Here is a 14108-nt window from a genome sequence, read left to right on the forward strand (position 1 = left end):
GAAATTACCCACCAAACAGACGGGCCTGCAATAGCAGGCCCGTCTTGTTTCAGCTATTCACTGTGGCCCCGAATCAGAACGCCACGGACGTCTGCACATACAACGTGCGCGGTTCCCCTACGTACTTGCCCCGATTGTTGTCGTCAAACGAGCGGGTGAAGTATTGGGTATTGAAGATGTTCTTCACGCCCACCGCGACGTTCAGGTCCGACAGCTGCGGGCCGAAGTCATAAGCGGCGCGGCTGCTGAACAGCATGTAGCCAGGGATATTGCCGGTGCTGCCATCGGCGCTTTCCGCGCGGGTATTGGCGTTGTCGGCAAACTGCGCGCTCTGGTAGGTGCTGTCCAGGTTCAGCTTCCACGGCCCATCCGTGTAACCCACGCCCAGCGTACCTTTGTGCCTGGAGGAGAAGGGCACGCGGTTGCCCTTGTTCGGTCCGTCTTCGCGGATGGTGGCGTCGACGTAGGCGTATGTGGCGTACACGTCAAAGCCGGCCAGCGCCGGGCTCAGGCCGTCGAGGGCATAGTTGATGCTGGTTTCGATGCCCTGGTGGCGGGTCTCGCCCCGGGCGATCACCGAGTCGTTGGTCTGGTTGCTTTCGTACTGGTTGTCGAAGTTGATCAGGAAGGCGCCGATCTCTGCCCGCAGGTTGCCATTGTCATAACGGGTGCCAAGCTCCCAGGTGCGGGCCTTCTCCGGCTTCACTTCACCGCTGCTGACGCGGTTGGGCATCTGGCTGTACTGCACGCTGCCGAACGAGCCTTCGGTGTTGGCATACAGATTCCATTCGTCGGTCAGGTGGTACAGCACATTCAGCGCTGGCAGGGCGGTGTTGTAGTCGCCCTTGTACTTCACGTTGGTCAGGTTGTTGGTTTGTTGCGATTCGATCATTTCGTAGCGAATACCGGGCGTGATCGTCCATTTGCCGATATCGATCCGGTCATCGATGAAAAATGCATTGGCTTCGGTTCCGCCGCGGGTATCGCGGTCGTTGCGGCTGGAGGTGGTCGGCAGCTCGTTGCTGGCGATCGGTGTGCGATAACGCAGTTCATGACCGGCTTCGTTGATATAGCGATAGCCGACGCCGACCTCGTGGCTGGTCGGGCCGAGATCGAAGCCTTGGGCGAAACGGGTTTCCAGGCCGCGTACCCAATATTCACGAGGCGACAGGGACAGGAAGGAGCCCTGGTCCAGATAGCCGCTGCGCAAGGTCTTGGTGAAAAACGTGTTGGCGGTGAATTCTCGCCGGTCCTGCTGGTAGCGGTAGCCGAAATTGACCAAGGTACGACGACCCCAGAACCGGTCTTTCTGGCGGGTGGACTGATACGGGTCGGCGTTGTAGTCGGCCACGTTCAGGCCGCCGGGCATGTCGGCCTCGCCTTCGTAATACTGGGCCATGGCGTTGAAGCTGTTGGCCTCGTCCAGTTGATAGTTGCCCTTGAGGATCAGATCGTCGATCTGCGTGTCGCTGTGCTCACGCCAGTCGCCGCCGCGGGTGCCGGAATACAACAGGGCGCCGCCCAGGCCGTTATCGGCGGTGCCGCCGGCCAGCAGATTGGCGGACGTCTTGAAGCCATCGTGGCTGGAAGACGGGCTCGCCTCGGTCTGGAAACCGCCTTTGACGGTCGGTGCATCGGATATTGCCCGGGTCACGAAGTTGACCACGCCGCCGACGTTTTGCGGGCCGTAGCGCACCGCGCCGCCCCCGCGCACGACATCCACCGCGTCCATGTTGCCCATGCTCACGGGAGCAAAGGACAGCTGCGGTTGGCCATACGGCGCGAAAGGCACTGGAATGCCATCCATCAGTACCGTCGAGCGGGAAGCCAGGCGCGGGTTGAGGCCACGGATACCGAAATTCAGCGCCATGTCATGGCTACCGGTGCCGTTGTTTTCCGGTGCGTTGACGCCGGGAATGCGATTGAGCACGTCCCGGGCCTGGGTCGCGCCCTGGCGTTCGAATTCTTCGCGGCGGATAACGTCCCGAGCGCCCGGGTGTTCGAAGACGTTGGTCGGCGCTGCGTCGCCGAGCCAGTCACCGACCACGGTCGTGGTGCCGATGTCCAGTGCAGTGCTGCTGACCGGTTGCAGGCTGAAAGCATTGTCCCCCTCGGGCCGGGCTTGCAGGCCTGTGCCTTCAAGCAGCGCGTTCAAGCCTTGCTCGGGGCTGTAGCTGCCTTCCAGGCCGCGACTCTGCAGGCCGCCGGTCAGTTGCGAGCCGAAGGAAATCAACACGCCGGCTTCGCGGCCGAATTGATTGAGCGCGTTTTCCAGCGACGACGGCGCAATGTGATAGGCCTTGGACTCTGCAGCCAGCACGGCGGGCAGTGCAACGAAACTCAAGCTGGCCCCCAGGAACAGTTGACGCGCGGCGCGAGCGAGCGGGGTGAGACGGGTGGGTTGCTGCGGCATGGATGGGAATCCCGAGAAGGTTATATCGAAGTGGCTTTCCTTCTCTGTCACCCGAGGTGTGGAAAACGGCTCACTGGCAAATCATTTTTTTTGGGTGGGCCGCCATGGGCTCAAGCGCGAGCTTCGACCGTGACCCAATAGCGGGTGAAACGCCGCACTTTTACCGGCAGGCTGATTTCCAGCAGATCAAGGATTCGCTCGCCGTTGTCCAGCGGATAAGTTCCGGAGACCAGAAGGTTGGCGACCGCCTCGTCGCAGTGCAGCTGGCCGCGTCGGTAGCGGCCCAGTTCCTCAAGGAAATCCGCCAGGCGCATGTGCGCGGCGACCAGCATGCCCTCCGTCCAGGCACCGCTGTTGGCGTCAAGCGCCGTGGCGGGACCGGTGCCGTTGATGCCAAGGGACGCTTGCCGAGAAGCCCCCAGCAGAAAAGCCGGGCCGTGCCTGCCGCGAATGTCCACCTGGCCGGCAAACACTGCGACCTGGGTGTGGTCTGCATACTCACGCACATTGAAGCGAGCGTCGTGGCTTTCCAGCAGGCCATGGGCGGTCAGCACCTGCAGGGGGCGTGAGTCCTGGGCTGCGGTCAACAGCAGTTCCCCTTCCAACAGGCGGATCAGGCGGCGCTGAGCGTCGAAGCGAATATCGACCGCGCTGCCACTGTTGAGCTGCAACTGGCTGCCGTCATCCAGCGCCAGGTGACGCCGCTCGCCCACCGGGCTGCGGTAATCGGCGAGCAATGGCGGCAACAACTGGCGTTCACGCAGGCCCCAGGTCGCGGCCGAGCCGGCACCCAGCAGCAGCAACATCTTGAGGGCCCGGCGCCGCGTTGCCGACTTCGGTGTGTTGAGCGTCGCATGGGCCAACGGAGAAGACACATTGCGCAGCCGCTGGTTGACCCGCTGGATATGCTCCCAGGCGCGGCGATGTTCGCTGTGTGCATTGAGCCACTGTTCCCAGGCTTGCTGCTGGCGCGTATCGAGTGGCCCCTGCTGCATTTCCAGCAGCCAATGCACCGCCTGCTCGGCGACTTGCGCGCTGACGTTCGGCGCGCTGGGCATCGGCGGGTTCACAGGGCGAAGTAGCAGCGCATCGCTGCCTTGTTCAGGTGGCGCTTGACCGTCGCCAGGGAAATACCCAGTTCACGGGCGATTTCGTTGTAGGTCAGGCCATCGATCTGCGCCAGCAGGAACGCCTTTTTGACCGCACGTGGCAGACCATCGAGCAATTGGTCCAGCTCCAGCAGGGTCTGCAGGATAATCGCCCGCTCCTCTTCCGACGGCGCCACTTGCTCCGGCATCTGGGCGAGGGTGTCGAGGTAGGCGCGTTCCAGGTCCTGGCGTCGGTAATGGTTGAACAGTACGCGCTTGGCGATGGTGGTGAGAAATGCACGGGGCTCCAGGACCGGCTGCGGATCGTGCGCGGTCAGCACGCGCATGAACGTGTCCTGGGCCAGATCGGCGGCACTGTCGGGACACCCGAGTTTTCTTCGCAACCAGCCGTTGAGCCAACTGTGGTGGGCGTTGTAGAGCACTTCAACGGTATGTGCAGGCGGCAACGAGGAACATCCCGACAGCGGTAAGCTGTGCTAGAGAACAAGAATTGTTCGCATTGTAGAGGCGCGCAGAGGGAAACGGCAATCGGGATGAGTGTTTCGTTTCGGTTATGGACCGGATCGGGCTTTCGCGAGCAGGCTCGCTCGCACATGGATGCGCTAGGGCAAAAACGCCTGCCGATACTCCCCGGGAGCTGCCCCCAAGGCCTGGCGAAAGCGGTTGGTAAAATGGCTGGCGCTGGCAAATCCGCAGGCCAGAGCCACCTCGCCCAACGGTTGTAAGGTATGGCGCAGTAAGTGCCGCGCCCGGGCGAGACGCCGCGCCAGGACGTACTGGTGCGGTGGCAGGCCGAAGGTTTCGCGGAACATCCGGGCGAAATGGTATTCGGACAGGGCACACAGCGCGGCGAGTTGACCAAGGCTGATGGCTTCGCCCAATTGAGCGTCGATGTAATCCACCAGCAAGCGTCGCTGGTGCGCGGCCAACCCACCCTTCAGGCGCAGGCCCTGGCGCTGGCCAACCTGATTGAGCAGCAGGTGGCTGAGCAGCTCATGGGCCAGGCTGGTGCCGAGCAGGCGTTCAGCCGGCTCGGCCCAATCCAGCTCGATCAACTGTCGAAAGCGCTGTGCCTGCCGCGGGTCATCGAGAAAGGTTGCCTCGTGCAATTGCACTTGCCGCGGTTCGCGATCCAGCAGCGTGACGCAACCCAGGGCGAATTGCTCGGGGCTGAAATACAGGTGGGCGAGGCGAATGTCGCCGTTGATGACCCAGGCCGATTCATGTCCGGCCGGCAACACGCAGAGTTTGCCGGGCGCCCCCGTGGTGTCGGGACGCTCGCGGCGAAAAGTGCCGGTGCCGCCGGCGATGTAGCACGACAGCGTATGGTGGGTTGGCGCCTCGTAGTCACGGGCGTCGTGATGGTTGCTCCACAAAGCCGCCGCCATGCCGTCACCGAGCTCGGCGCTGTGCTCCAGGCGAGCATTGGGCGAGCTGTTGAGGGCTTGGAAGACTTGCAGGGTTTGCAGACTGGTCATGATCGGTTTCTCCAGCTCGAATCCTACTCCCTCGAGGCGCCCATGCCAGCCTGTCCCTGATAAAAACCGCAAGTTTACGCAAGCGTCGGGCAGGTATCGGCGTGAGACTGGCCGTCATTGCCAGGAGTCGTCGCCATGAACCTTTCGTTGTACCTGCTTACCGTGCTCATCTGGGGGACCACCTGGATCGCCCTGAAACTGCAGTTGGGCGTCGTCGCCATTCCGGTGTCGATTGTCTATCGCTTCGGCCTCGCCGCGCTGATCCTGTTCGTGATGCTCCTGCTCAGCCGACGCCTGCAGGTCATGAACCGGCGCGGTCATTTGATCTGCGTCGCCCAGGGCCTGTGCCTGTTCTGCATCAACTTCATGTGTTTCCTGACCGCCAGCCAATGGATTCCCAGCGGCCTGATCGCCGTGGTGTTTTCCACCGCGACGCTCTGGAACGCCTTGAATGCGCGGGTGTTCTTCGGTCAGCGGATCGCCCGCAACGTCTTGCTCGGCGGTGCCCTTGGGCTGCTCGGGCTGGCGTTGTTGTTCTGGCCGGAGCTGGCCGGGCACCGCGCAAGCCCGCAAACGCTGCTCGGATTGGCGCTGGCGCTGTTGGGCACCTTGTGTTTCTCGGCGGGCAACATGCTGTCGAGCCTGCAACAGAAGGCCGGCCTCAAGCCGTTGACCACCAACGCCTGGGGCATGGCCTACGGGGCCGCGATGCTGTCGGTGTGGTGCTTGTTCCAGGGCATTCCGTTCGAGATGGAATGGAATACGCGCTACGTCGGCTCGCTGTTGTACCTGGTGGTCCCGGGTTCGGTCATCGGCTTTACCGCGTACCTGACGCTGGTAGGGCGCATGGGGCCGGAGCGGGCGGCGTATTGCACCGTGCTGTTCCCGGTGGTGGCATTAAATGTCTCGGCTGTTGTCGAGGGTTATCAGTGGACGGCACCGGCGCTGGTCGGACTGGTGCTGGTGATGCTGGGCAACGTGTTGGTGTTTCGCAAGCCGCGACCCGTGGCCGCGAAAGTCGTGCTGGCTCGTTAAGCCACAACCTCTGAGGTGTGGCGAGGGAGCTTGCTCCCGCTGGGTTGCGAAGCAACCCCAAGGCGTATCTGCCACCGCGCTACATCAGATAAACCGCAAGGGGCTGCTGTGCAGCCCAGCGGGAGCAAGCTCCCTCGCCACGGTGAGTACTCGGCCCGCTTATTTCCAGACTTGCGGGTTGACCAGGTTCTTCGGTCGTTCGCCCAGCAGGGCGCTGCGCAGGTTTTCCACGGCCAGATTGGCCATGGCCTCACGGGTTTCATGGGTAGCCGAACCGATATGCGGCAAGGTGACGGCATTTTTCAACTGGAACAGCGGCGACTCGGCCAGCGGTTCCTTTTCGTAGACATCCAGCCCGGCGCCGCGGATGCGGTTGTTCTGCAAGGCTTCGATCAACGCTGGCTCATCCACCACCGGACCGCGGGAAATGTTCACCAGGATGGCGCTCGGTTTCATCAGGGACAGCTCGCGCTGGCCGATCAGGTGGCGGGTCTTCTCGCTCAACGGCACCACCAGGCAGACGAAGTCCGCTTCGGCCAGCAACTGATCCAGTTCGCGGAACTGTGCGCCCAACTGGTTTTCCAGCTCGGGCTTGCGACTGTTGCCGCTGTAGAGGATCGGCATGTTGAACCCCAGCCGACCACGCCGGGCAACAGCCGCGCCGATGTTGCCCATGCCGATGATGCCCAGGGTCTTGCCATGTACATCGCTGCCGAACAGCTGTGGCCCGACAGACGCCTGCCACTGTCCGGCCTTGGTCCACGCGTCCAGTTCGGCGACACGCCGGGCACTGCTCATCACCAGGGCGAACGCCAGGTCGGCGGTGCTTTCGGTGAGCACGTCGGGAGTGTTGGTGAGCATGATCCCGCGTTCATTGAAGTACGCCAGGTCGTAATTGTCATAGCCCACCGACACGCTGGAGACCACTTGCAGCTTCGTGGCGTGCTGCAGTTGCTCGCGGCCGAGCTTGCGGCCAACGCCAATCAGCCCGTGGACATGGGGCAAGGCTTCGTTGAACTGCGCATTGATGTCGCCGTTCGACGGGTTGGGCACGATCACGTCGAAGTCCTGGCGCAGGCGCTCGATCATGGGGGGCGTGATACGGCTGAAGGCGAGTACGGTTTTTTTCATCGTGCAAGGCTCATCTGCGGAGAATACCAAGCACGCTAACATTCCTGGCGCGGGTTAGGCGAGAGGGACGGTGCATCCCAGCGCCACACTTTTCCTTTTGGGAGTGAGCTTATGTGGGAGCGAGCCTGCTCGCGATCGCGGTGTGTCAGTCACCGGATAGGCCGGCAGATAAATCGCCATCGCGAGCAGGCTCGCTCCCACAGGGACCTTTCTTCCATAGGGGCCTTTCTACACAGTCAGGCGGCCCGCAGCGAAATAAACGCGTAGTTGAGCGGCTCCTCGGTGACAACACTTGCGCCGCTGTCGGTGACCTGGCGAGCAATGTCATCACCGGACAAGTGGAACTGCCATTCACCGGCCTCTTGGCCCATCGGCTGCGCGCGAGCCTGATCGATGGCGGCAGCAAACGCCGCCATGTTCGGCAGGTACGCGGTAAATCCGTCGCCCTTCAGTGCGGTGGTGTGGATGCCCAGGGACACGCAGATGCGTTCCTTGATGGCGATCTCTTCACGGTCGGCCTGGCGGGAGCGCTCGATCAACCGGGCCAGTTCCTGGTCTACCAAATGACCGCCGACGATCAGCTGCGGCCCCGTTTCCCACGACTCCGGCGGGCAATCCTTGGCGGCGGTATCGAGAGGAATATGCGGGTTGATTTCCATGGGATAGATGCGGCACACCAGGGGGCGACGCTCATAGATGCGGCACAGGTTGTCGGCGTCCAGATTATGGCAAGGCCCAGGGTTATAGGCGGCGAAAGTGATCGCCACGCGGGCCTCGCTGGCGCCGCTGCGCACTATTGCCGAGCGCCGTTCGGCGTGCTCGCGTTGCGCCACCGGCAGGCCGAGGCCATTGGGCAGGAAGGCCTCGACCAGGACAATCACCTGGCCGCCATCATTCGCCCACATCCTGGCTTCATCGAGCGTCAGGGGAACGTGATGGCCCGTGCAGCATTTACCGCACCCTACGCAGGAAAACGTCGTGTTCATTGATTGACCGAAGGCAATTGGCTAAAGCGGCGACAGAAAAACGCCGTGATAAGCCATGCAAAGCAATTTATGCGCCATTCATCGGGAGGTTTCGGTCGGGCGGATCGAGTCCCATTCGGTCACGAACGCGCTCTTGGTTTTCTTGCGGTAGAGGCACAGCTCGGTGCCGGTCGCGCCTTTCATGTGCTTTTGCGGGTATTGGCCTTGCAGCAACAGCGCCGTGTAGCCGACCCGGTCGTCGAATTGCGCGGGGCTGCCGACCGGTTCGGCATTTTTCAAACCGCTGGCCTTGATGCAACTGGCGAGGACTTTCTTGTCATAGGCCGCCCAGGCATCGGAGCTGGAGGCATAGGCCTGGGCAGCCAGGGCGCTGAGAGCAAAGAAAATCAGGCAGGGTACTTTCATCGGCAAGATCCTTGTTCTGGGAGGCCAGCGCAGGAGTATGCCTGAGGTTGGGAAGGTATCGAGGCCGCGAACTCGCAGCCTCGTGCACTCGGCGCACCGTCGGAATGCGGGCGGGTTCAGCGACCTTGTTCGGCGACGGCCTTGGCCGCCGTGATCAGGCACTTGGTCAGTTCCGGCGAGGAGAACTTGGTCAGTACCCCGTTGGCGCCCGCCAGCCGCGCTTTCTCACTGTTCATCGCGCTGTCGAGCGAGGTGTGCAACAACACATAGAGATGAGCGAAGTCGGGTGTTTCCCGCAGGGTCCGGGTGAGGGCGTAACCGTCCATCTCGGACATTTCGATGTCGGAAACGATCAGGTTGATCTCCTGCGCCGTGCCTTGCAGCTCAAGCAGGCAGTCGATGGCTTCCTTGGCGCTGCGGGCGGTGTGGCATTGCAGGCCCAGGTTGCGCAGGGTATGCACCGATTGCTGGAGCGCCACCTGGCTGTCATCGACCACCAGGATTCGGGCGTTGCCGAGGACTTCGGCGTCTTCCATGCTCAGTTCGGTGGGCGCCGTCTCGATTTGCGCCGGGGCGATGCCGTGGATGACTTTTTCGATGTCCAGCACCTGCACCAGCGTGCCGTCCACCGAAGTCACGCCAGTGATGAACGCACGCACACCGCCGGAGCCGTAGGGCGGCGGCTTGATGTCGGTAGTCAGGCAATGCACGATCTTGCTCACCGCCTGCACGTGCAGGCCCTGCTTGGAGCGGCTGACGTCGGTGACGATCAGGCACCCGCCGTCCGGGTCTTCCAGCGGCCGCTCGCCAATGGCGCGGCTGAGGTCGATCACCGACAACGACGTTCCGCGCAACGTGGCGATGCCTTTTACGTGTGGGTGCGACTCCGGCAGTTTGGTCAGCGGCGGGCAGGGAATGATTTCGCTGACCTTGAGCAGGTTGATTGCCATCAGCTTGCCGCTGCGCAAGGTAAACAGCAGAAGCGAAAGGGAATCTGCGCGGGCTTTGTTGGAAGACATAAAAACCTTCTGTGGAAAAAGGTGGGGCGATCATGAAGACCGCCAAGACAGCTTTTGATAACGGGTTATCGACTTGTCGGGGGCAGGCTTTAGGGCGAAAAACTGTCAATGGCGAGGATCACGATAGCGCGGTCCACAAAAGTCCCCTCGGCAAACTATTTGAGGCCCAGCCGCCTGGCCATCCGCCCCAGGTTGGCCCGATCCAGGCCCAGTTCCCGGGCAGCGCTGGCCCAGTTGTACTGATGGCGTTCCAGGCAGGCGCTGATCATTTGCCGTTGATAGTTTTCCGTGGCCTGGCGCAAGTCACCGGAAACCTTCACCGTGGAGGCTGGCGCGGGGCTGTTGTTCGGAGCATTTTCCGGGAGTACGTGAGGCAGATCCAGATCATCGGCGCTCAAGCTGAGAATCTTCGGCCGAACCGGATGCTTGCCCAATGCCTTCAACGCGCTGCGACCGATCAGGTGTTCCAGTTCGCGCACGTTGCCCGGCCAATCGTAGGCCAGCAACGCAGCCTGGGCGTCGCTGGTCAGGCGCAGGCTGCCAAGGCCCATGCGCGAGCGGTTCTGTTCCAGGAAGAAGCCGGCGAGCAGCAGCACATCGCGCCCGCGATCACGCAGCGCAGGCACTTGCAGCGGGTAGACACTCAACCGGTGGTAGAAGTCGGCCCGATAACGGCCATTGCGCACTTCCTCGGCGAGGTCGCGGTTGGTCGCCGCAATCAGGCGCACATCGACGCGGTGCTCCTTGTCCGAGCCCAGGCGTTGCAGCTGGCCGCTTTGCAATACGCGAAGCAATTTGGCCTGGACGGTCAGGGACAGTTCGCCCACCTCGTCGAGGAACAGCGTGCCGCCATCCGCCAGCTCGAATTTGCCGCGCCGGTCCTGGGTGGCACCGGTGAACGCGCCTCGAACATGGCCGAAGAGTTCACTTTCCACCAGCGTGTCAGGCAGCGCCGCGCAATTGAGGCTGATCAGCGGCTGATCGGCACGGTGGGAGGCGGCGTGAATGGCCTGGGCGACCAATTCCTTGCCGACGCCGGTTTCGCCAGTGATCAGTACCGTCAGGTCACTGCCCCCGACCAGCTTGATCTCTTCCACCAGGCGTTTATGGGGCTTGCTCTGGCCGACCATGTCGCGCTGCTGCTGGCCGCTGGCCTGACGGTAGACCTCGGCGCGGCGATGCTCGTCCTCGGCCCTCAACGCCAGGCGCTCGATACGTTCGGCGGCGCTGACAGTGGCGGCGGCGAGGCTGGCGAAGGCTTGCAGGGCGCTCAGGTCAATAGGTTCGAAGCGTTCCGGGTCCAGCGAGTCCAGGGTCAGCAAGCCCCAGGGCTGCTCATCGACAAACAGCGGGCAACCCATGCAATCGTGAACCTCCAGATGTTCATCCAGCCCTTCCACCAATCCGTCGTACGGATCGGGCAGGTCACTGTCGGTGGCGAAGCGAGTGGGCTGCGGATTGGCCAGCAAAGCTTCGAAACGCGGATGCTCGCTGACCCGGAATCGCCGGCCCAGGGTGTCGGTGCTCAAGCCATCCACGGCCAGCGGGACGAGGCAGTCGCCGTCCAGGCGCAACAGCGCAGCGGCGTCGCAAGGCAACAGGCTGCGCAGGGCTCCGAGCAGGCGCCGATAGCGCTCGCCTTCAGGCAGTTCGCGGGACAGGTCGGCCACCAGCGGCAATAGCGAGGTCAGCAAGGAAGTTGCGGTCATAATGACTCCATCTAGTCATAAGGACTATAAGTGCTGTCTTGTCGATATGACTACATCGTCTTCAACTGCCTGAAATACAAGGTCAAAATTTGTGGCATGAAAACTGATAGGCATAGGTAACTGTTATTTGTACCACGCGAGGAGTCACCCATGCTGAGTCGAGAACAACGCGCCATCATCCGTTCCACTGTCCCCTTGCTTGAAAGCGGTGGGGAAGCGCTGATCACTCATTTCTACCGCATGATGCTGTCCGAATACCCGCAAGTGCGCCCGCTGTTCAACCAGGCTCACCAGGCCAGCGGCGACCAGCCGCGTGCGCTGGCTAACGGTGTATTGATGTATGCGCGGCACATCGATCAACTCGACCAGTTGGGCGACCTGGTGGCAAAGATCGTCAACAAGCACGTGGCCTTGCAGATCCAGCCACAGCATTACCCGATCGTCGGCTCCTGCTTGCTGCGGGCAATCGCCGAGGTACTGGGCGAAGAAATCGCTACACCTGAAGTAATTTCGGCGTGGGGCGCGGCCTATAACCAGTTGGCCGATATCCTGATCGGCGCCGAAACCAGCTTGTATGACCGCAAAGCCGCGGCACCCGGCGGCTGGCGCGGTGAACGTGAGTTCATCCTGACGGCCAAGGTGCAGGAAAGCGCGGAAATCACTTCGTTCTACTTCGAACCGGCGGACAAGGGGCCTATCCTGCAAGCCGAGCCCGGCCAGTACATCGGTATGAAGCTGGTGCTGGACGGTGAAGAAGTGCGCCGCAACTATTCGTTGTCGGCCTTGGCTAACAATGGCCAGTACCGCATCAGCGTCAAGCGCGAGGCGGGCGGACGGGTGTCCAATTACCTGCACGACCATTTCCAGGTCGGCAGCAGCATCCAGCTGTTTCCGCCATCGGGAGATTTTTACCTCACCGCCAGCGACAAGCCGCTGGTGCTGATCAGTGGCGGCGTCGGCATCACTCCGACCCTGGCGATGTTGCAAGCGGCGCTGCAAACCGAGCGCCCGGTGCATTTCATTCACTGCGCACGCAATGGCCAGGTCCATGCCTTTCGCGAGTGGATCGACGACCTGGCCAAGCGGCACCCGCAACTCAAGCGTTTCTATTGTTATGACGAACACGACGGCGCTGGGCCGGCGGCTGACAAGGTAGGGCTGTTGACTGAGGAACAACTGGCGCAGTGGTTGCCGGAGCAGCGAGACCTGGACGCGTACTTCCTTGGGCCGAAGGGCTTCATGGCGGCCATCAAGCGTCATCTCAAAGCCTTGGGCGTACCGCCGGGACAAAGCCGCTATGAATTCTTCGGGCCGGCGGCTGCTTTGGAGTAAATGCCAGGGCAATCCGGGTGACCGGGTTGCCTTCTTCGCGAGCAGGCTCGCTCCCACAGAGGATCTGCATTATCCGGAACACGCATGCACGACGCGTGACCTGTGGGAGCGAGCCTGCTCGCGAAAGCGGCGGCATGACCGCCGCTGCGCTGGAATTAATCCCCGCTTAACCTCTTTCCTGTCTATTCCCTCCATATTGCCGACTGCGCTCGTTCACGATCTGCGTGTAGACTTCGGCGATCCGAAAGCGCGCCGGTCGCCGCAAGGCCGCGCGTCGATCCATGCCTATCAAAGGGAAAAGCAATGAGTGAGGAAATGCTGCGGCTGGGCCGTGAGCGGCGCTATCTGGTGCTGCTGGGGTTGATCTGCCTGGGACTGATCGGCGGTGCTTTATATATGCAGGTGGTGCTTGGTGAAGCGCCATGCCCGCTGTGCATCCTGCAGCGCTATGCGTTGTTGCTGATTGCCATCTTCGCTTTCATCGGCGCGGCCATGCGTACGCGCCGCAGCCTGACGGTCTTCGAATGCCTTGTCGTGCTTTGCGCGCTGGCAGGGGCGGGTGTGGCCGGGCACCATGTGTACACTCAGTTTTTCCCCGCGGTCAGTTGCGGCGTAGATGTGTTGCAGCCAATTGTCGATAGCCTGCCGCTGGCGAAGATCTTCCCGCTGGGCTTCCAGGTCGATGGTTTCTGTTCCACCCCGTACCCGCCGATCCTCGGCCTGTCACTGGCGCAATGGGCACTGGTGGCGTTTGTCCTCACCGTCGTGCTGGTGCCATTGCTGGTGTCGCGCAATCGCAAGGCGCTTCGCTGAAGTATCGTGGAAAAACGCCCCGGCTCTTCTTCGGAGCCGGGGCGTTTTACGTTTCAGGGTCGATGAGGCACCGTCTTGATCAGAGGCAGGAACACCCTGCGACAGTGTGCGACATGTTGTCACATATCTGCTGTCTCGCAGCCGTCCGAGGGCCGAATTGCCGCCTCATTCTGCAACAAAAAAACCGCCTGATCACCCTTCGCTTTCAATTGGGAGTCGCTCTGCAGCAGGCATTTTTAACAGCGCAGCGGGTTGCCTTCAAGGCCCCGGAAAATGGGCGCCTAAAGCGGGTAAAAGCTCGCCGTAAATTGCTGGAGCTGTCTAAATCGGGCGTAGTAGCCTTACGTTTTTTGGGGTTCTTGTTGAGAATTAATTTCGATAACATGCTGGCCCGTTGCAATATCGGCGGCAGATTATTGCCGGATCGGAGAAAAATTATTTCGGGTTAAGACATGGTCTCGAACGCCGCAGCTCACTACAATCGCCCGCACCGATTTTCCGACCCGGCTCAGGCTTGAGCACGAGAGTGGTCGAAGGGCGCCAGCGCCCCATGCGACCCCAGGTGTCGGTGCCTCCAACTACCCGCACCAAACGGAATTGGGCTTGAACAGGCCTTTGACCAACGAATAAGAACTCACTGCTGGCCCAGGATGTGTCGAACAGCGTCTGACGTTCGAC

Annotated in this window: 13 protein-coding genes; 4 read left to right on the forward strand and 9 right to left on the reverse strand. The window is 61.8% G+C overall.

The features are described from left to right. Positions 1-73: 73 nt before the first annotated feature. From fecA to J3P97_RS04410, 4 genes are all read right to left on the reverse strand, one after another. A complete protein-coding gene (gene fecA, locus J3P97_RS04395; protein WP_434673565.1) occupies positions 74-2413 on the reverse strand; it encodes a TonB-dependent Fe(3+) dicitrate receptor FecA in 2340 nt (779 codons plus the stop codon). Between the two features lie 110 nt (positions 2414-2523). Beyond that, on the reverse strand, positions 2524-3471 hold the full coding sequence (locus J3P97_RS04400) for a FecR domain-containing protein (RefSeq protein ID WP_434673566.1): 948 nt from the start codon (positions 3469-3471) through the stop codon (positions 2524-2526). A gap of 8 nt (positions 3472-3479) precedes the next feature. Next, a complete protein-coding gene (locus tag J3P97_RS04405) occupies positions 3480-3968 on the reverse strand; it encodes a sigma-70 family RNA polymerase sigma factor (RefSeq protein WP_434673567.1) in 489 nt (162 codons plus the stop codon). Between the two features lie 156 nt (positions 3969-4124). Then, positions 4125-5000, reverse strand: a complete 876-nt coding sequence (locus J3P97_RS04410) for a helix-turn-helix domain-containing protein (protein ID WP_434673568.1) — start codon at positions 4998-5000, stop codon at positions 4125-4127. A 135-nt stretch (positions 5001-5135) separates the two neighbouring features. On the opposite strand from J3P97_RS04410, the gene J3P97_RS04415 reads away from it, so the two are divergent. Continuing rightward, positions 5136-6035, forward strand: coding sequence for a DMT family transporter (locus J3P97_RS04415; RefSeq protein WP_434673569.1), 900 nt, complete (start codon positions 5136-5138; stop codon positions 6033-6035). Between the two features lie 159 nt (positions 6036-6194). On the opposite strand, the gene J3P97_RS04420 is transcribed toward J3P97_RS04415, so the two are convergent. The 5 genes from J3P97_RS04420 to norR form a co-directional block, all read right to left on the reverse strand. Further along, positions 6195-7166: a 2-hydroxyacid dehydrogenase gene (locus J3P97_RS04420; protein WP_434569755.1), complete on the reverse strand. Its 972-nt coding sequence runs from the start codon at positions 7164-7166 to the stop codon at positions 6195-6197. A 236-nt stretch (positions 7167-7402) separates the two neighbouring features. Continuing rightward, positions 7403-8152, reverse strand: a complete 750-nt coding sequence (locus J3P97_RS04425) for a YkgJ family cysteine cluster protein (RefSeq protein WP_434673570.1) — start codon at positions 8150-8152, stop codon at positions 7403-7405. Between the two features lie 78 nt (positions 8153-8230). Then, on the reverse strand, positions 8231-8557 hold the full coding sequence (locus tag J3P97_RS04430) for a hypothetical protein (protein ID WP_434569753.1): 327 nt from the start codon (positions 8555-8557) through the stop codon (positions 8231-8233). Between the two features lie 116 nt (positions 8558-8673). Then, entirely contained in the window at positions 8674-9576 is a 903-nt protein-coding gene (locus J3P97_RS04435; protein WP_030139917.1) for a chemotaxis protein CheV, read from the reverse strand. A gap of 155 nt (positions 9577-9731) precedes the next feature. Next, positions 9732-11285 carry a nitric oxide reductase transcriptional regulator NorR gene (gene norR / locus J3P97_RS04440; protein ID WP_434673571.1) on the reverse strand — a complete coding sequence of 518 codons (1554 nt, stop codon included), beginning with the start codon at positions 11283-11285 and terminating at the stop codon, positions 9732-9734. A 150-nt stretch (positions 11286-11435) separates the two neighbouring features. Between norR and hmpA the strand changes: the two genes are divergently transcribed. The 3 genes from hmpA to J3P97_RS04455 all read left to right on the forward strand — a co-directional run bounded on the left by hmpA (position 11436) and on the right by J3P97_RS04455 (position 13879). Continuing rightward, positions 11436-12617, forward strand: a complete 1182-nt coding sequence (gene hmpA, locus J3P97_RS04445) for an NO-inducible flavohemoprotein (RefSeq protein ID WP_434673572.1) — start codon at positions 11436-11438, stop codon at positions 12615-12617. A 303-nt stretch (positions 12618-12920) separates the two neighbouring features. Then, complete coding sequence (locus J3P97_RS04450) at positions 12921-13430, forward strand: disulfide bond formation protein B (protein ID WP_434673573.1); 510 nt, start codon at positions 12921-12923, stop codon at positions 13428-13430. Positions 13431-13543: 113 nt separating this feature from the next. Continuing rightward, on the forward strand, positions 13544-13879 hold the full coding sequence (locus J3P97_RS04455) for a hypothetical protein (RefSeq protein WP_434602865.1): 336 nt from the start codon (positions 13544-13546) through the stop codon (positions 13877-13879). Positions 13880-14108 lie beyond the last annotated feature (229 nt).

It is taken from the genome of Pseudomonas sp. R1-15, from assembly GCF_051132085.1.
Classification (GTDB): domain Bacteria; phylum Pseudomonadota; class Gammaproteobacteria; order Pseudomonadales; family Pseudomonadaceae; genus Aquipseudomonas.

Excerpts from the sequence above, each read along its gene's own strand:
- J3P97_RS04400 (WP_434673566.1), bottom strand. The coding sequence starts at position 3,471 with ATGCCCAGCGCGCCGAACGTCAGCGCGCAAGTCGCCGAGCAGGCGGTG.
- J3P97_RS04410 (WP_434673568.1), bottom strand. The coding sequence starts at position 5,000 with ATGACCAGTCTGCAAACCCTGCAAGTCTTCCAAGCCCTCAACAGCTCG.
- J3P97_RS04450 (WP_434673573.1), top strand. The coding sequence starts at position 12,921 with ATGAGTGAGGAAATGCTGCGGCTGGGCCGTGAGCGGCGCTATCTGGTG.
- fecA (WP_434673565.1), bottom strand. The coding sequence starts at position 2,413 with ATGCCGCAGCAACCCACCCGTCTCACCCCGCTCGCTCGCGCCGCGCGT.
- J3P97_RS04455 (WP_434602865.1), top strand. The coding sequence starts at position 13,544 with ATGTTGTCACATATCTGCTGTCTCGCAGCCGTCCGAGGGCCGAATTGC.
- J3P97_RS04430 (WP_434569753.1), bottom strand. The coding sequence starts at position 8,557 with ATGAAAGTACCCTGCCTGATTTTCTTTGCTCTCAGCGCCCTGGCTGCC.
- J3P97_RS04415 (WP_434673569.1), top strand. The coding sequence starts at position 5,136 with ATGAACCTTTCGTTGTACCTGCTTACCGTGCTCATCTGGGGGACCACC.
- hmpA (WP_434673572.1), top strand. The coding sequence starts at position 11,436 with ATGCTGAGTCGAGAACAACGCGCCATCATCCGTTCCACTGTCCCCTTG.
- norR (WP_434673571.1), bottom strand. The coding sequence starts at position 11,285 with ATGACCGCAACTTCCTTGCTGACCTCGCTATTGCCGCTGGTGGCCGAC.
- J3P97_RS04435 (WP_030139917.1), bottom strand. The coding sequence starts at position 9,576 with ATGTCTTCCAACAAAGCCCGCGCAGATTCCCTTTCGCTTCTGCTGTTT.
- J3P97_RS04425 (WP_434673570.1), bottom strand. The coding sequence starts at position 8,152 with ATGAACACGACGTTTTCCTGCGTAGGGTGCGGTAAATGCTGCACGGGC.
- J3P97_RS04420 (WP_434569755.1), bottom strand. The coding sequence starts at position 7,166 with ATGAAAAAAACCGTACTCGCCTTCAGCCGTATCACGCCCCCCATGATC.